This is a genomic window from Ectobacillus sp. OTK (assembly GCF_059698935.1).
In genome coordinates this window covers 3,557,176-3,581,534 of sequence record NZ_AP048547.1, presented here as the reverse complement: position 1 = coordinate 3,581,534, position 24,359 = coordinate 3,557,176, and the positions used below count along the sequence as shown (strand labels likewise).

Here is a 24,359-nt window from a genome sequence, read left to right as displayed (position 1 = left end):
TAAGGCGAAGGAGGAACTGAAGTGAATACGCACGATCGACGTTCTACTCCGCTGTTTCCCATCGGTATCGTCATGAATTTGACACAGCTGTCCGCCCGCCAAATTCGTTATTACGAGGAGCATGATTTAATTTCACCTGTCCGAACCGAGGGCAACCGTCGGCTTTTCTCATTTAATGATGTTGATAAATTGCTTGAAATTAAGGACTTGCTTGATCAAGGCTTAAACTTAGCTGGTATTAAGCAAGTGCTGCAATTGAAAGAGGATGCAGAGACACAAGGGCAGCCTGCCGCTCCAGCGGCGCCGCAGGAAGCACCCAAGCAATTGTCAGATGCGGAATTGCGCAAGCTTTTGCGCGATGAACTTCATCAAGCAGGTCGATTTAATCGAACCTCCCTGCGTCAAGGAGATATGTCTCGATTCTTCCATTAATATGGGGATTGCAATTTGTTTGTACATAAAATGCTAGGGATTAGGAGGAAGGAAATGATGGCAAAGTACACGAAAGACGATATTTTTCGTATCGCAAAAGAGGAAAATGTAAAGTACATCCGCCTGCAATTTACAGATCTTCTAGGCATTATCAAAAATGTTGAGATTCCTGTTAGTCAATTGGAAAAAGCATTAGGAAATAAAATGATGTTTGATGGTTCTTCTATTGAAGGGTTTGTTCGTATTGAAGAGTCAGATATGTATTTATATCCAGATTTGGACACTTGGGTTATTTTCCCTTGGACTCCAGAAAAAGGGAAAGTTGCCCGTTTAATTTGTGATATTTACAATCCAGACGGCACGCCGTTTGAAGGTGATCCACGCAGTAACCTAAAGCGCATTTTGAAGGAAATGGAAGCGCTTGGATTTACACACTTCAATCTTGGACCAGAGCCTGAATTCTTCCTATTCAAAGTAGATGAGAAGGGCCACCCGACTTTAGAGTTGAATGATAACGGCGGCTACTTTGATCTTGCGCCAACAGACCTAGGTGAAAACTGCCGACGCGATATCGTGCTTGAGCTTGAAGAAATGGGCTTTGAGATTGAAGCATCCCACCATGAAGTAGCACCGGGACAGCATGAAATTGACTTTAAATATGCTGATGCGTTAAAAGCATGTGATGATATTCAAACCTTTAAGCTGGTTGTAAAAACAATTGCCCGTAAACATGGTTTGCATGCAACATTTATGCCAAAGCCGCTGTTTGGGGTAAACGGCTCTGGTATGCACTGTAACTTATCTTTATTCCGTGGCAATGAAAATGCATTTTATGATCCAGGCAGCGAGTTACAATTAAGTGAAGTAGCCCGTCATTTTATCGCTGGTGTGTTAAAGCATGCAACGAACTTTTCTGCGGTTACAAATCCGACAGTTAACTCGTATAAGCGACTTGTGCCTGGCTATGAAGCCCCTTGCTATGTAGCTTGGTCTGCTCGTAATCGCAGCCCGTTAATTCGTATTCCTGCTTCTCGCGGTTTAAGCACCCGTGTTGAAGTGCGCAGCGTAGACCCTGCTGCTAATCCGTACTTGGCAATGGCAGTATTGCTCGCTGCTGGTCTTGACGGCATTAAAAATAAAATTGCAGCACCGGCTCCGGTAGACCGCAATATTTATGTAATGACAAAATCAGAGCGTGAAAAATCAGGTATTGTAGACTTGCCGGCTACATTGGCAGAAGCGCTAGAAAACTTAAAATCGGACGAGGTTATTTGCAACGCATTAGGACAGCACCTGCTTGAGCATTTCATTGAAGCAAAAGAAATCGAGTGGGATATGTTTAGAACGCAAGTCCACCAATGGGAACGCGATCAGTATATGAGCGTATATTAAAAAGGAAAAGCCTTGACACTGTTAGTGTCAGGGCTTTTTTTATCAAAAAATAGGCGAGAATACCCTTTCCTCAAGGAACGTGAAGGGCAAAGCCCCGTGAGCAGGGAGGGAATGAATCGCCTTCGGACAGATGTAGGAATCAAAGATTTTGCGTGTGATGTAGAAGAGGAAGCCAATGATAAATGCATGTCATAACTATAGCTAAAAGATTTTAGGACATACACAGGCTTTCTTTTTTCATGAATGGGCTGTATATAGTTCAAATGCAATGATAGATATATGAAAATAAGCCTGGGCTTGAAAAAATTTAAATGGTAAATACAGGTTTGTAAGCGCATGCATGAGAAAAAAAGAGGTAAATATCTGAAAAGTATAAATAAACAAAAGTATTGCAATAGTTAAAATATTTTTTCGGTATAATAAAAATGATGCAAAAAAAGAAGAGCTGTTACAAGCTCTTTTAATGAATATTTCGATATACGCCAATGACCTTTCCAATAATGGAAACGTGCTGTAGAATAATCGGCTGCAGAGAAGCGTTCTCTGGCTGCAAGCGGAAGTGGTCCTTTTCTTTATAGAAGCGCTTCACTGTTGCTTCGTTTTCCTCTGTCATTGCTACCACAATTTCTCCGTTATTGGCGGATGTTTGCTGGCGAACGACAACAAGGTCGCCATCGAGAATCCCTGCTTCAATCATGCTGTCGCCAACAATCTTTAGCATGAAAACAGAATCATTTTCAGAAACGAGATTTGCCGGCAATGGGAAATGCTCCTCAATATTTTCTACAGCTGTAATGGGTGGACCTGCTGTTACTTTGCCGATAATAGGAACGTGCACGATAGACTTCATTACGGCGGACGCCCCATCCTCCCCTAGTATTTCAATGGCACGAGGCTTCGTTGGGTCGCGCCGGATGTATCCTTTTTCTTCTAAACGTGATAAATGACCGTGTACAGTAGAACTGGAAGCTAGGCCGACCGCTTGTCCAATTTCACGTACAGAAGGCGGATATCCTTTTTCTTGTACTTTTTGCTTAATGAAGTTGAGTATATCCAGCTGTCTTTTTGTTAGCTTTTCCATATTTACACCTCGCTTTGTTGTTGAATCTTCCCAATTTCATTATAGCATGAGCATGTTCTTTCTACAAACGTAAGTTCGAATAAATAAGCATATATGATATACTATGTAGAGAGGGGGAGTGAACGGGATGAAAGCGATTATTTATGCGCGTGTAAGCACAAAGAAAGAAACACAGGAAACATCTTTAGAGAGACAAAAAGAAGAATTGTGGAAGCTTGCCAGTCTTTATAATATGCAAGTTGTAGGCGTTATCGAAGAACAGGCGAGCGGCTATGAAATAGAACGACAGGGGATTTTGGAAGTGCTCGATACAATTAAAGAGGAACAGGCCGAGGCGGTGTTAATTCAGGATGAAACGCGCCTTGGCAGAGGAAACGCAAAGATTGCGCTCATGCATTGCTTACGAAAAGAAGGTGTAACTGTATATACGCATGCACATAACGGGGAATTGCAATTGTCAGATTCAGATTCTATGGTTCTTGAAATTATCGGTATTGTTGAGGAGTATCAGCGTAAAATTCATAATGCTAAAATCAAAAGAGGGATGAGACGAGCTGTAGACAATGGATTTCGTCCGGAGCGCAATTTAAGGAATCAGCATATAAACAGCGGACGTGATAAAATAGAAGTACCGGTTGAAGAAATTGTTCGTTTGCGCCGCAACGAGCTCACGTTTGCGGAAATTGCAGCAACGCTGAGGGGATTCGGCTATGATGTGTCCAAGGCGACGGTACACCGTCGCTTTACGGAGTATATGAAGCAGCAACTTGATATTCCAAAATAACTAGTATAAGATGGGTACGTAGTGTTTAGAAAAGGAGAGAGGAACTATGTTGAGTCCTGAAAAAATAAGCCGCATTAATGCGTTAGCTAATAAAGCAAAAGCGGAAGGATTAACAAAAGAAGAGCAGCAAGAACAGCAGGCACTTCGTCAAGAGTATTTACAAACCTTTCGTGGACATATGTTAGACCAATTAAAGTCTGTAAAGGTTGTTGACGATAAAGGAAATGATATTACTCCTAGCAAATTAAAGAAGCTCAAGCAGCAAGGAAAGAGTATGCTGCACTAAAAAGAGGCGGGGAAATCCGTCTTTTTTTGTTTTAGGAATCGAGGGAATACAATTATGTATAGCTGACTCTGATGACTTGCTTATTTAGGGGTAACAGTCCTGAAATCGTGAATATATTGTATTTGTTGGTTTTTATGCAGATTTTAGCAGATATTATTATATGGAAAAAATTATAATGTCTTTTCAATAAATATTGCCAATACATGTTGTATAATTAAGTGTGGCAAGCTATCATATAGAGTGTGTTAATTGTCTATTATTTTCGAAAGGGAGAAAACTATGTCACATTCAATTGAACAACTTTCCATCAATACAATCCGTACGCTTTCCATTGATGCGATTGAAAAAGCAAATTCGGGACACCCAGGGATGCCGATGGGCGCAGCACCGATGGCGTATACATTATGGACACAATTTATGAATCATAATCCTCGCAATCCGAAATGGTTTAACCGGGATCGTTTTGTACTTTCTGCAGGTCATGGATCGATGCTGCTATATAGCTTGCTCCACTTATCTGGCTATGATGTAACGATGGATGATCTGAAAAGCTTCCGTCAATGGGGAAGCAAAACGCCAGGACATCCAGAATACGATCATACCCCAGGGGTAGATTGCACAACAGGGCCGCTTGGACAAGGGATTGCTACAGCTGTAGGTATGGCTATGGCAGAGCGTCACTTAGCTGCAAAATATAATCGTGAAGCATACAACGTGGTGGATCATTATACATACGTAATTTGCGGAGACGGCGACTTAATGGAAGGCGTTTCAGCTGAAGCATCCTCTTTGGCAGCGCATTTAGGTTTAGGCCGTTTGGTTGTATTGTATGATTCCAACGATATTTCCTTAGATGGTGATTTAAATCGTTCATTCTCTGAAAGTGTAAAAGGCCGTTACGAGGCCTACGGCTGGCAGTACATTCGCGTGGAAGACGGAATGGATGTTGCTGAGATTGCAAAAGCACTTGAAGAAGCAAAGAGCGACGAAAGCCGTCCGACATTAATTGAGGTACGTACAGTAATTGGTTTCGGTTCTCCGAATAAAGCCGGAAAATCTGCTTCCCACGGTTCTCCGCTTGGCAAGTCCGAAACACAATTAACAAAAGAAGCGTACGGTTGGACTGCTGAACAAGAGTTCCACGTGCCAGAAGAAGTGTATGCACATTTCCGTTCTGTTATCCAAGAAGCAGGCGAGAAAAAGCAAGCTGAATGGGATGCATTGTTAAAAGGCTATGCGGCTGCTTACCCTGAATTAGCTAAAGAACTTACTGACGCAATTGAAGGCCGTCTTCCTGAGGGTTGGGAAAACAATCTTCCAAAATACGGTTTAGGAACAGCGACTGCTACACGTAACTCTTCTGGAGAAGCAATCAATGCTATCGCAGAAGTAGTTCCATCTTTCTTCGGCGGTTCTGCAGACCTTGCTGGTTCTAACAAAACATACATGAAAAAAGAAAAAGACTTCACAAGAGAAGATTACAGCGGAAAAAATATTTGGTACGGTGTTCGTGAGTTCGCAATGGGCGCTGCGATGAACGGAATTGCGCTGCACGGCGGTTTAAAGACATTCGGCGGTACATTCTTCGTGTTCTCTGATTATCTGCGTCCGGCGATTCGTCTGGCTGCTTTAATGAAATTGCCTGTTACGTACGTGTTCACGCATGACAGTATTGCAGTAGGAGAAGATGGCCCAACTCATGAACCAATTGAGCAGCTTGCTTCCTTGCGCGCGATGCCAGGCCTTTCCGTTATCCGTCCTGCCGATGGAAACGAATCTTCCGCTGCATGGCAGCTTGCGCTAGAATCAAACAAACCGACAGCGCTTGTGTTAACTCGTCAAGACTTGGCTGCGTTAGAAGGCGCAGCAGAAAACACATATGAAAAAGTATCCAAAGGTGCATATGTGGTTTCACCGAGCAAGAAAGAAACAGCAGATGCGATTCTTCTTGCAACAGGATCTGAAGTGAACCTGGCAGTAGAAGCACAGGCTGCGCTAGCACAAGAAGGCATTGATGCATCTGTTGTCAGCATGCCATCCTTTGATTTGTTCGAGGCACAATCAAAAGAATATAAAGAGTCAGTTCTTCCAAGAGCAGTTACAAAACGTCTTGCAATCGAGATGGGATCTACGCTTGGCTGGCATCGTTATGTCGGCTTAGATGGCGATGTAGTAGGCATCGATACGTTCGGCGCTTCTGCACCAGGCGAAAAGATTATGGAAGAGTATGGCTTCACAGTAGAAAATGTTGTTGCGAAAGTAAAAGCATTACTGTAATTTTGATAAAAAAATCTCTCCTATGTGGGGAGATTTTTTTTATTCTGCAGGAACTGTTAAATAACTATATTGATTTTTTAAGAAAGATAAGCTTGGCTGCCATAGCCAGGCTTATTTTGTCCTAAGTAATTTCTTCTTCAAGTAAAGCGCTCGTTCAATATTTTTAACACATATCCAAATCGGTTGTTCTCGTTTCGTGTTCAATCATTTTTTGTCTCTTTGGAACAGCTCTTATCAAGAGACAGGAAAGGGATTCTCCTACAATCAGTGTTCCAAACAACTCCCCCACCTTAAGAAGCGTTAGCGAGTAGGTGGCGGGTAGTTCAAGAAAATAGTTGTTTCGACAGAAATAGTCCTTTCTTTCTCCATAGTAAGACACCTCTTTTGCATATGCTTTTATATAATATGAAAAAGGGGCTTGTCTCACGCGAGGGGGAAAGAAGATGAAAACATATCATTTGTATTTAATTCGTGATGATATTGCTAAGTCGTACTTCGGAAGAGAACATTTGCTGTTTGATTTGTTTGTCCGGTTTGCTCGCGCTCGTTCCTTGTCAGAAAAGAAAATGTTATACAAACAAATCCGGTATATTACGAAGCCCTTGCCGCAGTTAAAGCTGCACCATCGTATCGAGCAATCCCTGCTGTCAAGTCATTTGTATAAAAAAGATGCGAAGGTTCATACACTGTTTTCGGCAAGCGGAGATGTGAACGGGAAACTTACAATTAAGCCGCAATATGCCATACTTGAATCTCTGGGTAATTTAGAAGTAGAAATGACTTTTTTTGAAATACTAAGAAAGAATGAAATGACGTTTCTTGCTATGGAATATACCGAAGAACAGTGCGGTTGGCTAAATCCGATTAAGCAAGAAAGAAAATACGTGTAAGTGTGAAAAATATGACGTACAAATCTTGTCTTCTGTAGAACGTTCTAGTACACTGTAATGTAGACAACATGAAGGAGGAAACCGTATGTCAGTTTGGGTCGTTGTTCTAGTGGGCATTCTTGCATTAGCGGCAGGCGTAGCGCTAGGATTTTTCATCGCTCGTAAATATATGATGGACTATTTGAAAAAAAACCCGCCTATTAACGAACAAATGTTAAAAATGATGATGATGCAAATGGGACAAAAGCCGTCTCAAAAGAAAATCAACCAAATGATGCAAGCTATGAACAAACAAACGAAATAAAACGGATAAGACACTCGAGTTTAGGGTGTCTTTTCGTTTCCTGTACGGACATTTTTGTACAAGCTGTTGATAGAAGCAGCTACTAGGTATGCATTCCATAGAAACTAGCAGGAGTGAAGAGTATGTATCCATCTATCCAAGTTCCGACTATTTCGGTGCAAGAGGCACTTTCGTCTTCCTATACATTTATTGATGTTCGGACTCCGGCTGAATTCGAAGAATTTCATATGCCAAACAGCATCAATGTACCGATTTTTTCAAACGAGGAACGAATTCAGGTCGGCACCATATATAAACAGGTGGGCAGAGAGCAAGCTAAAGAAATCGGTGTAAAGCTATTGTCCGAAAAGCTGCCTTCTTTATATGCACGGATGAAGGAAATTTATAAAGAACAAAAGCGCCCCATTGTTGTCTATTGCTGGAGAGGAGGCATGCGCAGCAAATCTGTAGTCGTTACAATGGCGGCTCTTGACCTTCCTGTTATGCAGCTCGTTGGAGGGATCCGCTCGTACCGTCAGCAGATTACAGACATGTTTGAGAGTCTCACAGCTTCCCCAAAACCGTTCGTTGTACTGGAGGGGAATACAGGAATCGGTAAAACAAAAATGCTGCAAATATTGCAACGGGAAGGATATCCTGTAATTGATTTAGAAGGACTAGCTAATCATCGCGGCTCTATTTTTGGAGGAGTCGGATTAAAGCCTCGTTCACAAAAGATGTTTGATAGCTTATTGTTTGAACGTATTAGGGAGTTAGAGGATGCGCCGTATTATATAATAGAAGCGGAGAGTAAGCGAGTAGGGAATATTTCGCTGCCCCCTTTTCTGCTTGAAGGAAAAGCAAAAGGGAGCCGTCTTCATCTTAGCGCTCCGCTTTCATACCGTGTACAGACTATCTGTGATATGTATCGCTTCGAAGAGTATAAGGATGCATTTTATAAAGCCTTTTCATATATTTCCAAGCGGCTTCGCGAAGATATAAGGCAAGAAATAGAGAATGCTTTTGTGCAAAATGACGTCTATTCTATTGTTCAGCTGCTGCTTGAGCATTATTACGACCCTCGCTATGAGCATGCAGCGAATCAGTATGATACACCGGTATATCCTCTTTTTGTTGAATCAGTAGAAGAAGGAGTGCAAATGATTAAGCAACATCTGAGTCATTTGCATGCCAAAAAGCAGCCTCTTTTGTAGAAGCGGCTGCTTTTTACAAAAATATAAAAATGTTTGCTTCGTATGTTTCAAATAAGCAGGGAGTTGAAATATAAAGGATTCTGTTGGCAGAATGATGAAATCAATGCAGGTGATGCCTATTCAGTAGGAGCGTGCTGTAGATCCTGATGAGGTATTATGCGTAAGGCACAGTTTGCTGTGTGATTGTAGGGGATTGATCGCGTATCGCGTGAATATGCAGAGATGGAGGAGAGCCAAAACGGCGCGTCACTTCATCTGCAACCTTTTGAATAGCGTGTATCTCAGATGATGCAAAGACAGTTAATTCTTCTTGAACAGTGCGTTGCCCCTGCCTAAACGTATATTGTACGGAATACGAGAAAATCATATCTTACCACTCCTCTCGTAAAAAGGATGTAGAATAGATGTTTCTAGTATTCTCCATTTCTGATCCTATTCCTTCTTTAACTATTAAAGAAAGAATAGGTGTATTTGTCCTTTTGGCTAAAAATTGTGTATAATTAACAAGAAAGAAACATACGTACATAAGACAAGTCATATTTCTTTTTGTTCTAGATTGTAAGGAAAAGTCTGCTGCCAAGGAAAGGACGAGCGGAAGGGGGATACTATGCAGGATGTAAATGTATTGTTAGCGTTTGGTGCGGGATTTTTGTCCTTTATATCTCCGTGCTGTTTACCGTTGTATCCGGCCTTTTTATCATACATAACGGGGATCTCTGTATCGGAGCTGAAGGAAGAGCAAGGGATGCTGCAAAAGCGTGGTATGCTGCACACGGCATGTTTTCTTCTTGGCTTTTCTATTATTTTTATTGCAATCGGATACGGGACATCGCTAGTTGGGCAGTTTTTTACGGATTACAAAGATTTAATTCGGCAGCTAGGCGCTATTTTTATCGTTTTGCTCGGCCTTGTTATTGTTGGTGTATTTAAGCCGGAATTTCTGATGCAGGACCGGAAGTTTACCTTTCAAAATCGGCCGTCCGGCTACTTTGGTTCGGTATTAATTGGAATTGCCTTTGCGGCAGGATGGACGCCTTGTACGGGTCCGATTTTAGTATCGGTGATTACCTTGTCAGCTACGAATCCGGAGTCGGCGCTGCTGTATATGATTTCCTACGTGCTAGGGTTTGCGATACCGTTCTTCATTTTGTCGTTCTTTATGACGAGGATGGCATGGATTAAAAAGTACAGTACAAGACTTGTTAAGGCAGGCGGCTATGTTATGGTGTTTATGGGAGTTCTTTTATATTTTGACGCTATGACGAGAATTACTGTATTTTTTACCGATATATTCGGCGGCTTTACCGGTTTTTAAAATATAGTATTAATAGGATTAAAATTTCAAAAAAGGGATGGGTGAGGGATGAATTCACTAGTTATATCGAGCATTGTGGCTGTCTTAATGGGAATCGGTGCGATGTTCATCCGATTTAAAGCGGCAAAAAAGCCCGCATCCTTAAAAAAGATTATTTTACCCCCTATTTTTATGAGCACAGGGGCACTTATGTATATTGTTCCTGAGTTTCGGATTACGCCTGCAGAAATGGCGGAGTCTATAGCGGTTGGCTTATTTTTCTCTATTTTTCTTATCAAAACATCCAAGTTTGAAGTACGGGATAAAGAGATTTATTTACAGCGTTCTAAGGCTTTTGCAGGTATTCTCATTGGCTTGCTCGTTGTGCGGATTGCATTTAAAACGTATTTAAGCCAAACAATTGATTTCGGGCAGCTAAGCGGAATGTTCTTCCTTCTTGCCTTCTCTATGATTGTATCATGGCGAATTGCGATGTATCGCTCGTATAAAAAAATGCAGGCAGAGCTAAAAATACACCATGATGAAGATAGGAAACTCACATAAAAACCTCAGTTGTATAAACTGAGGTTTTTCACTTAAATAACAACGATTGAAAGGGAGAATAATCAATTTCCTTTTTCTTAAGCGTTTGTACTAAAAACTTATGATCGCGTTTTGGAGTAGCAAGAATATAGCCCTTAATAATTAGGTCCTGTGTAATGCTTACAGCCTTTTCTTGTAAGGCGAGCTCCCCGATTTTTCCGGCGATTTTTGAGCGTGCCACATCGCGGAACAGCTCTGGAACAGGACTGACGAGCTCCTCAAGCAATGCTTTTTGATCTTCTCCCCACATATGCCGGGTTTGTTCAATGTAGTAGTATTCCCAATCTAAAATGGATTTGCCATCTTCCTTTGGCAGCCGTTTCAAAAACTTTCGAAACATAAAATAGCCACCAATTGACATAAGACTTAATAAAATGATTGTCCAAGTAACGATAAACCAGCTGAACCATCCCGTAAGCAATGTATCCCCCCCTTTATTACTAACAAATCGTTCATAGATTGCTAATTTTATTATAAAGCGGGCGGCTGTGCGAAGGCAAGGCTGCGGGACTGCTGCTGCAAAGGTTCATTAGATGGGCATTAGGATAGGTATGGTGCAGATTCAAGAAAAGGGGTATTGTGCGTATGCTGCAGGAAAGCAACCGAATTGGACGTATTGTTATGCTTCTCGCACTTGCAGATGCGGGGGAATCCTTAGCCGTTCCGCTTCCGAATGGGTGGCGGCATTGCATCGGCAAGGTCGGAGCTATCGATATTGTGGAGATTGATCCAACGCTTGATTTTCGCGATATGACGAGCAGAATTGCTGCACATATCATCATGAGTTTTGCTTTGGAAGATTTTGAACGATCTTGTCTATTGCCCTGCTATGCCCTTCACATCATTGAGAAGGGCATAGCCTGCTCTTGATACATAAATTCTGCTTACTTCCTCGCAGTCGGAAGCGCTAAGCCATTTTCAACCCCTTCGGAACAGCCCAAGTACTTCCACAGTTTCCGTAATATTCACAAATGCATGCGGATCTGCTTCTGCGATCAGTGTTTTAATATTTACAAGCTCTTCTTTAGCGATAACCGTCATGAGTACACGCTTTTTTTCGCTCGAATATGCCCCTTCTCCTTCCAAAAGCGTAATGCCGCGCACAATGCTGGAAAGAAGGCTTTGTTTCATTTCCTCTGCTTTGTTTGTGACAATCATAAGCGTAAGCTTTTTATGCTTCGTATGGATAGCATCAATGACTTTTCCGGTTACGAAAATAGAAAGAAGGCTGTTTAAGGCGGCATCCCAATTAAAGAAAAATCCGGAGATGATAATCACGACCCCATTTAATAGGATTAAAAATCCGCCAAGCTGTATTTCTTTTTTTCTAGAGAGCAGCATCCCTACAATGTCAAAGCCGCCGGTAGAGCCGGCGCAATTAAGCACAAGCCCGACTCCTGCGCCGGTGAGAACACCTCCGAACAGAGAGGAAAGAAGAGACTCCGTTGCGATTGCCTGCACAGGGATGAGGTACAAGCCTGCTGAAATAACAAGAACAGATAAAACAGTGTAACAAATAAAACGTTTGCCAAGACCTATGTAGCCTGCAATTAAAATAGGGATGTTCAGCAATAGGTTTACGAGCCCTGTGTTAAGCGGTGTCAAAATCCCAATAATAATTGCAATGCCGCTAATACCGCTGCTAAGCACATGGTGCGGGATGAGAAAACAGTTAAAAGAAAAAGAGATGAGTAAAGAACCGAGAATAACCCCCAATAACTTGTGCATACAGTGAAACCGTCCTTTTTATCAATCTTATTGTGTTAATTCAAAATTATAAATGGATTTGGTTCTTTTGTGGAAAAACAGTTTATTTTGGAAAGTATAACTAGTTTGAAAACTATAAAAATTCAATATATAGCATGAATATTCATTCGCGATAGAAAATGCTGTTTTATTTGTGGAGGCGGAGGGAGATAAAAATAGAGGTAGATAGTGAACGCCACAAGCATAAAAGGCGCTCAACCAATGAGCGTCCTTTTTGCTACAATAAGCCGATAATTACCTCATATAACCGGTATCCGAGATAAATGCCGATAATTCCTAATATCCCCACTAAGGTAGGCGGGGCGGGAAGAGGAAGTTTAATGGCAGAAAATAATACACCGACGATGAGTCCGGCAAAGATCGCTAATGCATATTGCATATGACACCCCTTCTCGTTATACAAGATAGAGGTAGTGTACGTAACTTTCTCAATTTTTATTTATTCCAGATCCCAAAAGGAAGAACCTTGTCATTTACAAAAAATAAGGACGCTATTTGCATCCTTATTTTTGTACGTATATATATGTTTCACGCATTTCGGTTACACGCCCAATGATGCGAGCGTCTTCAATTCCATTTTGCTGGAGTTCGCTTACGTAATGAGCTGCTTCGTCTGGAGGCAGGCTGACGAGAAGGCCTCCGGATGTAATAGCATCGCAAAGGATCAATTGCTCAGCTAGTGTCAGATCTGAGGCGTATTGCACTGCACTGCTCAGCCAAGCATGATTCGCTTTTGAGCCGCCTGGTACAATTCCGTCATTTGCCAGCTCTAGTGTGCCAGGAAGAAGAGGTACAGCTGTGTATTCAATTTCAAAAGAAACGCTGCTTCCCTTTGCCATTTCGCTGCCGTGTCCTAGCAGTCCGAAGCCTGTCACATCGGTTACTGCATTCGGGTGGAATTTCTTTAAACATTGTGCTGCCGTCTTGTTTAGAGCGGCCATTGTACTTGTCACTTGCTGGATTTGCTCCTCGGTCACGGCGTTACGTTTAATGCCGGTCGTTGCAATACCCACGCCAATCGGCTTTGTTAGAACGAGTGCATCTCCTGGCTTTGCTCCGACATTTTTCCATACATGCTGCGGATGGACGATGCCGGTTACGGAAAGGCCGAATTTCGGTTCTTGATCGTCTATAGAATGTCCGCCAACGATAACGGCCCCGGATTCCGCTACCTTATCAGCGGCTCCGCGTAAAATATCTGCAAGCATTTTTTCCCCAAGTTTTTTAATAGGATAGCCTACAATATTTAATACCGTTTTCGGTTCGCCCCCCATTGCATATACATCGCTTAACGCATTCGCTGCAGCAATCTGTCCGAACATATAGGCATCATCGACAACAGGTGTAAAGTAATCGACCGTTTGAACGAGAGCAATCTCTTCGGTTAATTTGTAGACGCCGCCGTCATCGGATGTTTCGAGACCGACGAGAACATTTGGATTATGTGTTGTTTTCGGTAAATGACGCAATACTTGCGCCAGGTCACTTGGACCAATCTTGCAGCCTCAGCCAGCCTTTGAAGACAGACTCGTGAGACGAATTTTTTCTTGTTCAGTCAATTTTCTCACCTCCGGCTTTAGTATAGCACATAACTAGTCCGGAAAATGAATCGTATGCTCCCCTGCCGAAACCGTCTCGTTTTTTGAAATATGAATTTCTAATAAACCGTTCTCAAAGGAAGCGCTCATTCGTTTATATATGATATTCACGGGCAGTTGTATATCACGCATGAGGGTATGGCCTGTTTTCGTTTGGATAAGAATACGCAGTCCATTCTTCGTTTTTTCGAGCATAATATCACTTTTGCAAACATCGGGTACATCGGCTTCCAAAATATATTCTTGTTCAGTTTCAAATAAATCAACGCGAAGACCTTCCGGATAATGAAAACTGGCGTAAGGATCTGCGAAAAATTGGTCCATCCACTGTTCAAATCCTTCGACTTGAAAAAAGCAGTCCTTTTTTTTCTTTGCACACATGGCGCGAAACCCTCCGTCATTCTAATTATTCATGCGTGATATACAGCGGGAGGCGGGAGAGTAGATGGATGGGTGTAAAGCGAAGAAACGTATATCAATATCACATTATGTAGCTGAAAGAGGAAATATGTAAACAAAGCAAAAAGAACTGTATTTGAATGGCTGAATAAAAGACGAATGCTCTGAGCAGATCTTGGGAGCTGGACAGCGCCTAAAATGTTATGCTTTTCTTTTAGAAAGCCCGCTGCAAGCGGGCTTCATGCAACAGCTTATTGATCATGATGACTATTGTGCTTTTGCCGTGTATGGTTGCGGTTTTTCACTTTATGAGAGCCGCTCATCGGTTCCGGTTGACCGCTGGAGCCTTGCGCATCCTTCGGCGAGTTGCGACGGATGGATTTTGCGCTGTTTCGTTCCATGATGCATCCCTCCTTCCATATTAGGATGAGAGAATTTTGTGTAAATATACCGTATGTTTTAGAGAAAAGCTACGAAATATATAGAGGAAAAGAGTGACAAGAAAGGGGATTTTTTATGCCGTATAATAAAGACAAGCAGCAGGCGTTTCAAGCAGCGCAGCAAGGAACAAAGGAAGCAGTAAATATCGCAAGCAGCATTGTTAAAAATGATCCGGAGTATGGAAGCCAGCTAAAGCATCTTCGTAAAGAGGTAGAAGAGGCGTATGAGCAAATTCAGAATGCGCTGGAAAACGCGTCGGAAACACAATATGAGCAACTGCAGAAATATGAACAAGATTTGCGCAAGATTATGCAGGATGTTGACGAGCAGAATGGGTTCTAGATGAAAAAACCCGCCGAATTGGCGGGTTTTATTGGTTTTATTGGTTCTTTTTTCGCTTTTTATTGTTTTGACGCTGCTCAGCTGTCAGCGGTTCATTTGAAAACTCTTCGTTATAGCCTGTGCCCTTTCCTTGCGCGGACGCGGCATTCATTCCAGGAATGATATGATTTGCTTTTCGTTTTGCCATCGTATATTCACCTCCGTTGTCAGTAGTATTTGATAGACGATTGTTGTCTATTCGAGTTACAAGAGAGGACATTACCGCGTTTGGTCACTTTGGTGAATATTTCCTTAATATAAGAGGATGATAAGAAGACAATATGTATGATTGTTTATAACAAATACTTATTGAAAACTATAAGTTTCTTATTATTTACTTATGTTCCAAGTTGTAATAAGATAGTATCGTAAGGTTTTGAAAGAGTTTGCATAAACTTTATATTTAGAAAATTCAGCTTGTTCACGTTTAACAGGGGGGAAACACAATGGTGAAACACGATCCATTCCACGCACGCACTTCCTTTGAAGTAAACGGCAAAACATACCAGTATTATCGTTTAGGTGCGCTTGAGGACGCAGGGATTGGTCAAATCTCTCGTTTACCTTATTCCATTAAAGTATTGCTCGAGTCCGTTCTTCGTCAAGTAGACGGCCGCGTTATTAAAAATGAGCATGTAGAAAACTTGGCAAAATGGGGTACAGCTGATGTGCAAGACATCGATGTTCCATTTAAGCCTTCTCGTGTTATTTTACAAGACTTCACAGGTGTACCAGCTGTTGTAGATTTAGCTTCCTTGCGTAAAGCAATGGCAGATTTAGGCGGTAACCCTGATAAAATTAATCCGGAGATTACGGTTGATCTTGTAATTGACCACTCTGTGCAAGTAGATAAGGCGGGAACAGAAGACTCGCTTCAATTTAACATGGACTTGGAATTCAAACGAAATGAAGAGCGCTATAAATTCTTAAGCTGGGCGCAAAAATCATTTGATAACTATCGTGCTGTTCCGCCGGCAACAGGTATCGTTCACCAAGTCAACCTTGAGTACTTGGCTCCTGTTGTTCATGTGCAGGAAGTAGACGGTGCGCTTGTCGCATATCCGGATTCCCTAGTAGGTACAGACTCCCATACAACAATGATCAACGGTATCGGCGTTCTTGGATGGGGTGTAGGCGGTATTGAAGCAGAAGCTGGAATGTTAGGACAACCTTCTTACTTCCCAGTTCCTGAAGTTATCGGCGTGAGACTAACGGGATCGCTTCCAAGCGGTGTGACAGCAACAGACGTTGCGTTAAAGGTTACACAAGTATTGCGTGCAAAAGGTGTAGTAGGCAAGTTCGTTGAATTCTTCGGACCTGGCCTTGCAAGCATGCCTCTTGCTGACCGCGCTACAGTTGCAAACATGGCTCCTGAGTACGGTGCAACTTGCGGCTTCTTCCCAATTGACGAAGCTTCTCTTAACTACCTTCGTCTAACAGGCAGAGAGGAAGAGCAAGTACGTGTTGTAGAAGCATACTGCAAAGCGAATGGATTGTTCTTCACAGTTGACAGCGAAGAGCCAATCTACACAGACCTTGTAGAAATCGATCTTTCTGCAATCGAGCCAAGCTTGTCTGGACCGAAACGTCCGCAAGACTTAATTCTTCTTTCCGATATGCAAGCAGCATTCCGCAAGGCGGTAACAGCTCCTGTTGGAAACCAAGGCTTCGGCTTTACAGAAGCAGAGTTCGACAAGCAATTGACAGCTACAGTAAATGGCGAAGAAGTAACAATGAAAACAGGTGCAATCGCAATTGCGGCGATTACAAGCTGTACGAACACATCTAACCCATACGTGCTCGTTGGTGCAGGTCTTGTGGCGAAGAAAGCAATTGAAAAAGGATTAAGCGTACCTGCTTACGTGAAAACATCCTTAGCTCCTGGTTCTAAAGTTGTTACAGAATACTTAAACAAAGCTGGATTAACTCCTTATTTGGATCAATTAGGCTTTAACACAGTAGGTTACGGATGTACAACATGTATTGGTAACTCCGGTCCGTTAGATCTTGAACTTGAAAAAGCAATTGCGGATAATGATTTGCTAGTAACATCTGTATTGTCTGGTAACCGTAACTTTGAAGGACGTATTCACCCGCTTGTAAAAGCAAACTACTTGGCATCTCCGCCGCTTGTAGTGGCTTATGCAATTGCAGGTACAGTAGATATCGATCTTCGCAACGATGTGTTAGGCACAGACAAAGACGGCAACAACGTATATTTTGCTGACATTTGGCCGACTGCGGAAGAAATTGAAGCGGTAGTAGGATCCGTTGTAACAACAGAAGTGTTCAAAAAAGAATACGAACGCGTATTTGACAGCAACGAGCGTTGGAACGAAATTCAAACATCCAACGAAGCCTTGTATACATGGGATACAGAGTCTACGTACATCCAAAATCCTCCGTTCTTCGAAGGATTATCGGCTGAACCAGGCGAAGTAGAGCCGTTAGCAGGTCTTCGCGTAGTTGGTAAATTTGGCGACTCCGTTACGACAGACCATATTTCTCCAGCTGGATCTATCGGTAAAAATACACCTGCGGGACGTTACTTGCTAGAAAAAGGTGTACAGCCGGTTGACTTCAACTCTTACGGTTCCCGTCGCGGTAACCACGAAGTCATGATGCGCGGTACGTTTGCAAACATCCGCATCAAAAACCAAATTGCTCCTGGCACAGAAGGCGGTTATACAACATACTGGCCGACTGGTGAAGTAACATCCATTTACGATGCAGCAATGAAGTATAAAGAAGACGGAACAGGCCTTCTTGTTATTGCAGGTAAAGATTATGGTATGGGAAGCTCTCGTGACTGGGCTGCAAAAGGTACAAACCTTCTTGGTATTAAAGCAGTTATCGCTGAAAGCTTCGAGCGTATCCACCGCAGCAATCTTGTATTAATGGGTGTTCTTCCGCTTCAATTCAAGGATGGCGAAAGTGCAGAAACATTAGGTCTTGCAGGTGACGAAACATTCGCAATTCATGTTGACAAAGACGTGAAACCGCGTGATGTTGTAAAAGTAACTGCAACAGACGCAAACGGCAATGTGAAGGAATTTGAAGTTGTAGCCCGTTTCGACTCCGAAGTTGAGATCGACTACTACCGTCACGGCGGTATTCTACAAATGGTTCTTCGTGAAAAGCTAAAGGAATCTAAAGTAGCAAACTAATAAAAGAACAGGCAGGCTGTAAAGTGACAAAAGTTAAGTATACTGACCTTAGAATGACACTCTACATGTTTATGCAGTTCAGGTGTATAAATATAATTTGTAATAAAAGAAAAAGCGTGTGATACATTTTTGTATCCACGCTTTTTTAGTTATGGAGTGATAAATTGAGGCGGATAGCATCCATTTCACTGTTGCGACGCAAGCTCAAGATTGATTATCCCGGAATGGAAATGTCTTCTGGATTTGTAACTCGCTCTATTGTATTAGGACGCATGGTCTCCCTCCTAGAAAAGCATCTATTTCCAAGTATTCAAGGGGAGATGTTCTTATTCCAATCCAACTAAGATAGATAAGATAATCAACTTTGTATTACAATGTCAATTAAAACGATCTCCTCTGAACATTCCAACGCTTCCCTCAGGATGCTTTCAAATTCTTCTATGTCTCATTTCTTACTGTCTACTCAATCGTTCAGGATGTAGGTATTGCATTGGGACCCTTTGTCAGCTATCTTCTTATTTCCTTACATAATGGTTTTGTGTATCTTTATTGGAGTGGATCAGTAATCTTTATATGTTTGGGTTTGTCGTAGCTAAAGTTATATTCAGATGAAAAGCGTATTATGAGCAAAGTATCGTGAAAGGAATACATGAGCTTCTGTACAAAATATTTCATCAAAAAGATTTGATGTTAGTTGTTGTAAAAAAGAAATAAAAGGAATACAATAAATTCATCAAGAAAATTTGATGTAAGGAGAACGACATGAAAGAATTACCGTTATACAATCAGACCGTTACAAAATCTTTTGAAACGTATGAAAAAAAATTCAAAGCATTGGCGGATCAGAAGAGGCTACATATTTTATACGAACTGTGCCAACGTGGAGAGACTTGCGTGTGTGATTTAACCGATGTCCTTGAACTTCCTCAGTCAAAGCTTTCGTATCACTTAAAGATTTTATTGGATACGAATTTGATTACAAAGAAAACACGCGGCACGTGGAGTTACTACGATATCAATCCAGAAGAAGTGGATGCGCTGCTGTCAGAACAATTGTGCTGCATTTTCCGCCGGATACAATAATTTTTTTTAGGTAATTCAACAAATTTTTTTGATGAATACATCAAATTTTCTTGATGAATAATCTGCATACACAGGGGGAATTGGGATGTTATATGTACACGTGGGTATCAATGTCACAAATTTAGAGAAGAGTGTGGAGTTTTATACAAAAGTGTTCGGTGTGCAGCCTGTGAAAGTAAAAGAAGGGTACGCAAAGTTTTTGTTAGAAAAGCCAGGCTTGAACTTTACACTGAATCAAAGAGAACAAGTCGCAGGGAATCAAGTGAACTATTTTGGATTCCAAGTTGAGAACAAAGAGGAAGTTTTGGCACACCAGGAAAGACTTGAAAAAGAAGGTTTCTTTGCACACGAAGAGATGAATACGACTTGCTGCTATGCTGTGCAGGATAAGTTTTGGGTAACGGATCCGGACGGAAATGAGTGGGAGTTTTTCTATACAAAAGCAGACGCTGAGGTGTATGTTAAGCGGCTAGATACGTGTTGTGATACTACGCCACCGGTTGTCTAAATGACTTGTTTGCTACATTTCAAGAGGAATGCCCAGATAGGCGCTCCTCTTGTTCGTTGAAAAGGAACAGAATTGTAAAGGTTATGTTAAAATCGACTCTTTTTTCTTGCTTTATATAAGTGTGTGATTATATACTTATGCCTGGAGAGAGGACAAGAGGCACTTGTGTGCTTCACCAACTATGTCTTGTGAACTAAAGTCATGAAACGAGAAGGAGAATTGCAAGCAAGGCTGTGTATAATGTCATTCTTTTATGCGAAACATATAAGTAAATAGTTATTCGATTATATCGGATGGGAGGGTTCGTATGCTGAAAACAATTATAGATATGGATCGAATGGCACATGTGTTGAAATTGCTCGGAGATAAAACACGTTTAACTATCGTTGCGATTCTAAAGCAACGAGAGTGTTGTGTGTGCGAACTTCTTGAAGTGTTTGACACGAGTCAGCCTTCTATTAGTCAGCATTTGCGCAAGCTAAAGGATGCAGGACTTGTAAAAGAAGAACGAAGAGGGCAATGGATTTATTATTCCCTAAATTCGCAAACTGATTTATATGACCTAATCGAGGATATTTTGAAACATGCGCCGGACCAAAGTGACAAGATACAGATCATTCAAAATTGTGCTGTAAACACATGTTGTAATGAATAATTGGTGCGAATACAGAGGAGTTCAAACATGAGGAAGAAACTAACAGCAGAGTTTTTAGGAACGTATTTTTTAGTTTTTGCTGGAACCGGAGCGGTTGTGATCAACCAAATCACACAGAGTTTGACGCATGTTGGAATTGCGTTAACCTTCGGGCTTGTCGTGACTGCACTTATTTACACATTCGGACATATCTCGGGTGCGCATTTTAACCCAGCTGTCACGATTGGGTTTTTCATACTTGGGGATACAAACAAGCGGGATGCGATATCGTATGTGATTGTTCAGCTGTTAGGTGCGATACTTGCAAGTATGACGTTGCTCTTATTATTTGGTAATGTTGCCAAGTTAGGCGCAACATTACCGAGGGGAACGGAGATTCAATCGTTTGGTTTGGAATTTATTCTTACTTTTTTTCTGATGATGATCATTTTAGGATCGGCCGTTCATGGAAAAGCAGTACAATCATTCGCTGGCCTTGCAATTGGGGCCACGGTTGGGCTGGAAGCCATGTTTGGTGGACCGATAAGTGGTGCATCCATGAATCCTGCACGTTCTATTGGGCCCGCAATCATGTCAGGTCACATGGAACATCTTTGGATTTATATCGTTGCTACCATATTAGGGGCGATTGCAGCGACTTTCGTTTATAAGTTTATGCACGAGTAAAAAACAATCTAATACATTACGTACTAAAGGAGAAATGACAGATGACAAAGAAAACAATCTACTTTTTATGCACAGGAAACTCTTGCCGCAGCCAAATGGCAGAAGGATGGGCAAAACAACATCTTGGAGATGAGTGGGACGTACGCAGTGCTGGACTTGAAGCACATGGACTCAATCCGAACGCTGTAAAGGCAATGAAAGAAGTAGGAATCGATATTTCGAGCCAAACTTCTGATGTGATTGACCCTAAGATTTTGAATAACGCAGACTTAGTCGTTACATTATGTGGCCATGCAGCAGATAACTGTCCTGTAACGCCTCCTCATATCAAACGTGTTCACTGGGGGTTTGATGATCCAGCTGGGAAAGAATGGTCTGAATTTCAACGTGTTCGTGATGAAATAGGAGCACGTATCAAAACATTTGCTGAAACAGGCGAATAATTGAAATGAGTATATTCACAGCCGAGAAGATTCTTCTCGGCTGATTTTATAAAAAAGGGGCTCTGAAGACATGAAAAAAATTGAAATCTTTGACCCAGCGATGTGCTGTCCAACTGGCGTGTGCGGTCCAAGTGTAGATCCAGAATTGATTCGTATTTCGGCAGCGGTTCAAAACCTAAAGAACAAAGGCATTGATATTGTGCGTTACAACCTAGGCAGTGAACCAGATGCGTTTGTGGCAAACGAAACAATCAGTAAATTACTGATGGAAAAAGGTCCTGATGTATTGCCGGTTATCCTAGTAGATGGTGAAGTGGTGAAGGAAACAGGATATCCGACGAATACTGAGTTGGCTGCTTTAACGGGTTTGACAGAAGAAGAACTCAGTCAAAAGCCAAAAGTGCGTTTAAGTTTGAACGTGAAAAAATAAGGAAAGAAGTGCAATCGAATGACCGATTTATTTCATCTGTATTTGACCTTCGTGAAAACGGAACAGAGCCAGCAAGGTTTCCAAAAGAAGCAACTCGTCATGCATATCCGATTGTGGAAGATATAGAAGGCCAAGACGAGTCTGTGCAACGTGCGATTGCTGCCGTAAAAGAAGCGGTAGATCAAGGGAAAAAGGTATATTTCCATTGCTCAGGCGGAAAGAATCGTACAGGCACAGTAGCAACAGGTTTATTACTGGAATTAGGCCACGCTTCAAATGTGGAAGATGCAGAAAAGCAAGCAAAAGAAGTACGTTCTGTCATTGATATTAAGCCTGAATTGAAGAATGTACTAAACAGATTGTACACGAAGTAAGAATTTAGAAAATAGCACATACACCAACAGAACAAAAAGCACCCAAATCCGTATGGAATTTGGTTGCCTTTTTATTTAGGGAGTTCTTTGCTTTACCTGACGAACTTCAACATTATGTATAAACCTAAATCGTACAGTGGTTTCCAAAATTACCACGATGTGCTTTAATACAATTATACGAATATTCCTTTGTATGCTTGTATAAGCTAAATGAGAAAAACTGTTAAATTAAGGAAGTGTTCATGTGCTGCGTAAAGTATTACTCATTTGTTTGCTTGCTGTGCTTGCCGGTTATGCGGTTTATGACCAGTTTTGGAAAGAGGAGAAGCAGGAAGTCGTTAAGCGGCCGAAGGTACAGGAAGTATTGGCCGAGCAGGGATTAGAAATTGGCAAGGAAGCACCTGATTTTGAACTGCAAGCACTCGATGGTTCCACCGTCAAGCTGTCAGATTTAAAAGGAAAAAAGGTGATTTTAAATTTTTGGGCAACCTGGTGTCCGCCATGTAAACAAGAAGTGCCGGAAATGCAAACCTTTTATGAGAAACATAAAGAGGATGTTGTAATTCTGGCGGTAAACTTTACTGTATCAGAGAGAGGCGGAGCACAAGAAAAGGTAAAAAGCTTTGCTTCCCAATATGGTGTCACCTTTCCTATTTTGTTTGATAGCACATCCGAAGTAAGCGATACATATCGCGTTATCAGCCTGCCGACATCTTATTTTGTAGATACGAAAGGCGTCATCCGGCAAAAATTTATCGGTGCCATGACAGAGGAGTATATGGAGAAAACAATACGAGCATTACGATAAGGAGCCGTTTTGATACGCGGCTCCTTTTGCCTTTATATTCCTAGGACTGCTTTCTTTCGTAAATCTCCCTTGCCGCAAAAGGAAAAGAGCGCCTTTTGTGGTGAGGAACACATGGAATGTTTCTATGAACGGCCTTTGTCCGAACCGTGCGTTTTATGCACAGGTTGTTTTGCTGCGGAAGCAAAGGGGGGACGTGTCCGCTTTTCTTATGCTTTAAGAATGCATAACTTTGCAGCTAGAAGCTAATTCAACGTAGCGAGAAATTTTAGGAATAAAGTATAAGGGCAACTACGCCTCTGTCTTCGCCCAAGGGCAGGGCTCGCCAATCGGCGAGTTTTCTTTACACTTTAAGAAAGTATAAATTTCTAGCTGGAAGAAAATTCGACGTAGCGAGAAATTTTAGGAATAAAGTATAAGGGCAACTACGCCTCTGTCTTCGCCCAAGGGCAGGGCTCGCCAATCGGCGAGTTTTCTTTATAAAAAAACAAATTTTCTTACAACTTGTATGAAATAATCTTTCTATTGCCAATACTACCTAATAGTGACAGTTGGAAAGGATGAGGCATATGAGACGAAACAGAAGAAAAACATTTGAAGAGCTTGTGATGGAAAATAAGCAGCAGCTATTGAGTGATCAAGCGGCAATTGAGCAGATTGAAGAAAGATTAGAACAGCGTCTAGAAATACGGCGGTTTGAACAAGCGGAATAGCACTCTGCATAATTCTCGCCTGAGGAAACATACTATTGGTGTGAGGAGGGATAAACAATGGGTAATCAAAAACACCCTACGAAACGCTTCCAACCAGACCATATTGGTACGCAGTCCAAAGGCTTCGATGGGAATAAAGGAAAGAAAATGCAAACAAAAACAGGAGAAACGCCTGTTGCCATTCATAATTATAACGGTTAAGCATAGGACATTTTGCTTACGGTAAAGTGATAAATAAGAAAAAGGACGAGAAATCGTCCTTTTTTCAATGATGGCGGGCAATATTGAGGTTTGCTGCTTAGGATTTTGGGTGAGGGTTACTTGGGAAAATGAGAGCAAAACATATAAGGAAGGACTCGCTTCTGCTTTACAAAAGCGGCTGTTCTCATTCTT

31 protein-coding genes and 2 pseudogenes are annotated in these 24,359 nt (G+C 41.7%); 24 read left to right on the top strand and 9 right to left on the bottom strand.

The features are described from left to right. Positions 1-72 precede the first annotated feature (72 nt). Together AC6HZ4_RS17760 and glnA are read left to right on the top strand one after the other, a co-directional pair. Positions 73-432, top strand: coding sequence for a MerR family transcriptional regulator (locus AC6HZ4_RS17760; RefSeq protein ID WP_497495757.1), 360 nt, complete (start codon positions 73-75; stop codon positions 430-432). A gap of 57 nt (positions 433-489) precedes the next feature. Continuing rightward, positions 490-1,824: a type I glutamate--ammonia ligase gene (gene glnA / locus AC6HZ4_RS17755; protein WP_497495756.1), complete on the top strand. Its 1,335-nt coding sequence runs from the start codon at positions 490-492 to the stop codon at positions 1,822-1,824. A 460-nt stretch (positions 1,825-2,284) separates the two neighbouring features. Here glnA and lexA read toward each other — a convergent pair whose 3' ends face one another. Continuing rightward, the gene (gene lexA, locus AC6HZ4_RS17750; RefSeq protein WP_497491000.1) at positions 2,285-2,905 is read right to left on the bottom strand and encodes a transcriptional repressor LexA; all 621 of its coding nucleotides are present in this window, start codon (positions 2,903-2,905) and stop codon (positions 2,285-2,287) included. A gap of 127 nt (positions 2,906-3,032) precedes the next feature. Between lexA and AC6HZ4_RS17745 the strand changes: the two genes are divergently transcribed. The 7 genes and pseudogenes from AC6HZ4_RS17745 (at position 3,033) to mnmH (ending at position 8,639) form a co-directional block, all read left to right on the top strand. Then, positions 3,033-3,689, top strand: coding sequence for a YneB family resolvase-like protein (locus tag AC6HZ4_RS17745; RefSeq protein ID WP_497490999.1), 657 nt, complete (start codon positions 3,033-3,035; stop codon positions 3,687-3,689). 46 nt (positions 3,690-3,735) lie between these two features. Beyond that, a complete protein-coding gene (locus AC6HZ4_RS17740) occupies positions 3,736-3,975 on the top strand; it encodes a DUF896 domain-containing protein (RefSeq protein ID WP_497490998.1) in 240 nt (79 codons plus the stop codon). Between the two features lie 279 nt (positions 3,976-4,254). Beyond that, positions 4,255-6,252 carry a transketolase gene (tkt, locus tag AC6HZ4_RS17735; protein ID WP_497490997.1) on the top strand — a complete coding sequence of 666 codons (1,998 nt, stop codon included), beginning with the start codon at positions 4,255-4,257 and terminating at the stop codon, positions 6,250-6,252. Positions 6,253-6,409: 157 nt separating this feature from the next. Beyond that, positions 6,410-6,550: pseudogene (locus tag AC6HZ4_RS17730) on the top strand (helix-turn-helix domain-containing protein); the annotation flags it as partial. A 145-nt stretch (positions 6,551-6,695) separates the two neighbouring features. Next, positions 6,696-7,142 carry a sporulation inhibitor of replication protein SirA gene (sirA, locus tag AC6HZ4_RS17725; RefSeq protein ID WP_497490996.1) on the top strand — a complete coding sequence of 149 codons (447 nt, stop codon included), beginning with the start codon at positions 6,696-6,698 and terminating at the stop codon, positions 7,140-7,142. An 85-nt stretch (positions 7,143-7,227) separates the two neighbouring features. Continuing rightward, positions 7,228-7,446, top strand: a complete 219-nt coding sequence (locus AC6HZ4_RS17720; protein WP_497490995.1) for a YneF family protein — start codon at positions 7,228-7,230, stop codon at positions 7,444-7,446. Between the two features lie 122 nt (positions 7,447-7,568). After that, entirely contained in the window at positions 7,569-8,639 is a 1,071-nt protein-coding gene (mnmH, locus tag AC6HZ4_RS17715; RefSeq protein ID WP_497490994.1) for a tRNA 2-selenouridine(34) synthase MnmH, read from the top strand. Positions 8,640-8,793: 154 nt separating this feature from the next. Here the strand turns inward: mnmH and AC6HZ4_RS17710 are convergent, their stop codons facing one another. Beyond that, positions 8,794-9,006: a hypothetical protein gene (locus AC6HZ4_RS17710; RefSeq protein WP_497490993.1), complete on the bottom strand. Its 213-nt coding sequence runs from the start codon at positions 9,004-9,006 to the stop codon at positions 8,794-8,796. Between the two features lie 240 nt (positions 9,007-9,246). Between AC6HZ4_RS17710 and AC6HZ4_RS17705 the strand changes: the two genes are divergently transcribed. Both AC6HZ4_RS17705 and AC6HZ4_RS17700 read left to right on the top strand, forming a co-directional pair. Then, complete coding sequence (locus AC6HZ4_RS17705; RefSeq protein ID WP_497490992.1) at positions 9,247-9,954, top strand: cytochrome c biogenesis CcdA family protein; 708 nt, start codon at positions 9,247-9,249, stop codon at positions 9,952-9,954. A 48-nt stretch (positions 9,955-10,002) separates the two neighbouring features. After that, positions 10,003-10,497, top strand: a complete 495-nt coding sequence (locus tag AC6HZ4_RS17700) for a CcdC family protein (protein ID WP_497490991.1) — start codon at positions 10,003-10,005, stop codon at positions 10,495-10,497. Positions 10,498-10,525: 28 nt separating this feature from the next. Here the strand turns inward: AC6HZ4_RS17700 and AC6HZ4_RS17695 are convergent, their stop codons facing one another. Continuing rightward, entirely contained in the window at positions 10,526-10,957 is a 432-nt protein-coding gene (locus AC6HZ4_RS17695; protein WP_497490990.1) for a DUF2621 domain-containing protein, read from the bottom strand. Between the two features lie 278 nt (positions 10,958-11,235). Between AC6HZ4_RS17695 and AC6HZ4_RS17690 the strand changes: the two are divergent. Next, positions 11,236-11,406: pseudogene (locus AC6HZ4_RS17690) on the top strand (hypothetical protein); the annotation flags it as partial. A 48-nt stretch (positions 11,407-11,454) separates the two neighbouring features. On the opposite strand, the gene AC6HZ4_RS17685 reads toward AC6HZ4_RS17690, so the two are convergent. The 5 genes from AC6HZ4_RS17685 to AC6HZ4_RS17665 all read right to left on the bottom strand — a co-directional run bounded on the left by AC6HZ4_RS17685 (position 11,455) and on the right by AC6HZ4_RS17665 (position 14,701). Further along, positions 11,455-12,264, bottom strand: coding sequence for a YitT family protein (locus tag AC6HZ4_RS17685; RefSeq protein ID WP_497490988.1), 810 nt, complete (start codon positions 12,262-12,264; stop codon positions 11,455-11,457). Between the two features lie 256 nt (positions 12,265-12,520). Further along, positions 12,521-12,682 (bottom strand): XapX domain-containing protein, encoded by a 162-nt coding sequence (locus AC6HZ4_RS17680; RefSeq protein WP_497490987.1) that lies wholly within the window; start codon positions 12,680-12,682, stop codon positions 12,521-12,523. A 124-nt stretch (positions 12,683-12,806) separates the two neighbouring features. Continuing rightward, positions 12,807-13,862 carry a selenide, water dikinase SelD gene (selD, locus tag AC6HZ4_RS17675; RefSeq protein WP_497490986.1) on the bottom strand — a complete coding sequence of 352 codons (1,056 nt, stop codon included), beginning with the start codon at positions 13,860-13,862 and terminating at the stop codon, positions 12,807-12,809. A gap of 33 nt (positions 13,863-13,895) precedes the next feature. Continuing rightward, positions 13,896-14,282, bottom strand: coding sequence for an Hsp20/alpha crystallin family protein (locus AC6HZ4_RS17670; RefSeq protein ID WP_497490985.1), 387 nt, complete (start codon positions 14,280-14,282; stop codon positions 13,896-13,898). Positions 14,283-14,551: 269 nt separating this feature from the next. Continuing rightward, positions 14,552-14,701 carry a small acid-soluble spore protein P gene (locus AC6HZ4_RS17665; RefSeq protein ID WP_497490983.1) on the bottom strand — a complete coding sequence of 50 codons (150 nt, stop codon included), beginning with the start codon at positions 14,699-14,701 and terminating at the stop codon, positions 14,552-14,554. A 115-nt stretch (positions 14,702-14,816) separates the two neighbouring features. Between AC6HZ4_RS17665 and AC6HZ4_RS17660 the strand changes: the two genes are divergently transcribed. Beyond that, entirely contained in the window at positions 14,817-15,083 is a 267-nt protein-coding gene (locus AC6HZ4_RS17660; protein ID WP_497490982.1) for a hypothetical protein, read from the top strand. Between the two features lie 37 nt (positions 15,084-15,120). On the opposite strand, the gene sspO is transcribed toward AC6HZ4_RS17660, so the two are convergent. Then, a complete protein-coding gene (sspO, locus tag AC6HZ4_RS17655; RefSeq protein ID WP_497490981.1) occupies positions 15,121-15,270 on the bottom strand; it encodes a small acid-soluble spore protein SspO in 150 nt (49 codons plus the stop codon). A gap of 298 nt (positions 15,271-15,568) precedes the next feature. Here sspO and acnA point away from each other — a divergent pair, with 298 nt between their 5' ends. The 11 genes from acnA (at position 15,569) to sspN (ending at position 24,167) form a co-directional block, all read left to right on the top strand. Beyond that, positions 15,569-18,289 (top strand): aconitate hydratase AcnA, encoded by a 2,721-nt coding sequence (acnA, locus tag AC6HZ4_RS17650; protein WP_497490979.1) that lies wholly within the window; start codon positions 15,569-15,571, stop codon positions 18,287-18,289. A 762-nt stretch (positions 18,290-19,051) separates the two neighbouring features. Beyond that, positions 19,052-19,372 carry an ArsR/SmtB family transcription factor gene (locus AC6HZ4_RS17645; RefSeq protein WP_497490978.1) on the top strand — a complete coding sequence of 107 codons (321 nt, stop codon included), beginning with the start codon at positions 19,052-19,054 and terminating at the stop codon, positions 19,370-19,372. Between the two features lie 85 nt (positions 19,373-19,457). Continuing rightward, positions 19,458-19,880, top strand: a complete 423-nt coding sequence (locus AC6HZ4_RS17640; RefSeq protein ID WP_497490976.1) for an ArsI/CadI family heavy metal resistance metalloenzyme — start codon at positions 19,458-19,460, stop codon at positions 19,878-19,880. A 307-nt stretch (positions 19,881-20,187) separates the two neighbouring features. Then, the gene (locus AC6HZ4_RS17635) at positions 20,188-20,535 is read left to right on the top strand and encodes an ArsR/SmtB family transcription factor (RefSeq protein WP_497490975.1); all 348 of its coding nucleotides are present in this window, start codon (positions 20,188-20,190) and stop codon (positions 20,533-20,535) included. Between the two features lie 27 nt (positions 20,536-20,562). Next, positions 20,563-21,201, top strand: a complete 639-nt coding sequence (locus tag AC6HZ4_RS17630) for an MIP/aquaporin family protein (protein ID WP_497490973.1) — start codon at positions 20,563-20,565, stop codon at positions 21,199-21,201. 41 nt (positions 21,202-21,242) lie between these two features. Further along, the gene (gene arsC / locus AC6HZ4_RS17625) at positions 21,243-21,644 is read left to right on the top strand and encodes an arsenate reductase (thioredoxin) (RefSeq protein WP_497490972.1); all 402 of its coding nucleotides are present in this window, start codon (positions 21,243-21,245) and stop codon (positions 21,642-21,644) included. A gap of 70 nt (positions 21,645-21,714) precedes the next feature. Next, complete coding sequence (arsD, locus tag AC6HZ4_RS17620; protein ID WP_497490971.1) at positions 21,715-22,074, top strand: arsenite efflux transporter metallochaperone ArsD; 360 nt, start codon at positions 21,715-21,717, stop codon at positions 22,072-22,074. Between the two features lie 8 nt (positions 22,075-22,082). Next, a complete protein-coding gene (locus AC6HZ4_RS17615) occupies positions 22,083-22,448 on the top strand; it encodes a protein-tyrosine phosphatase family protein (RefSeq protein ID WP_497490970.1) in 366 nt (121 codons plus the stop codon). A 244-nt stretch (positions 22,449-22,692) separates the two neighbouring features. Next, a complete protein-coding gene (locus AC6HZ4_RS17610; protein WP_497490969.1) occupies positions 22,693-23,256 on the top strand; it encodes a redoxin domain-containing protein in 564 nt (187 codons plus the stop codon). 566 nt (positions 23,257-23,822) lie between these two features. Then, on the top strand, positions 23,823-23,966 hold the full coding sequence (locus AC6HZ4_RS17605) for an FbpB family small basic protein (RefSeq protein ID WP_497490968.1): 144 nt from the start codon (positions 23,823-23,825) through the stop codon (positions 23,964-23,966). 57 nt (positions 23,967-24,023) lie between these two features. Then, positions 24,024-24,167, top strand: a complete 144-nt coding sequence (gene sspN / locus AC6HZ4_RS17600) for a small acid-soluble spore protein N (protein ID WP_497490967.1) — start codon at positions 24,024-24,026, stop codon at positions 24,165-24,167. Positions 24,168-24,359: the final 192 nt, after the last annotated feature.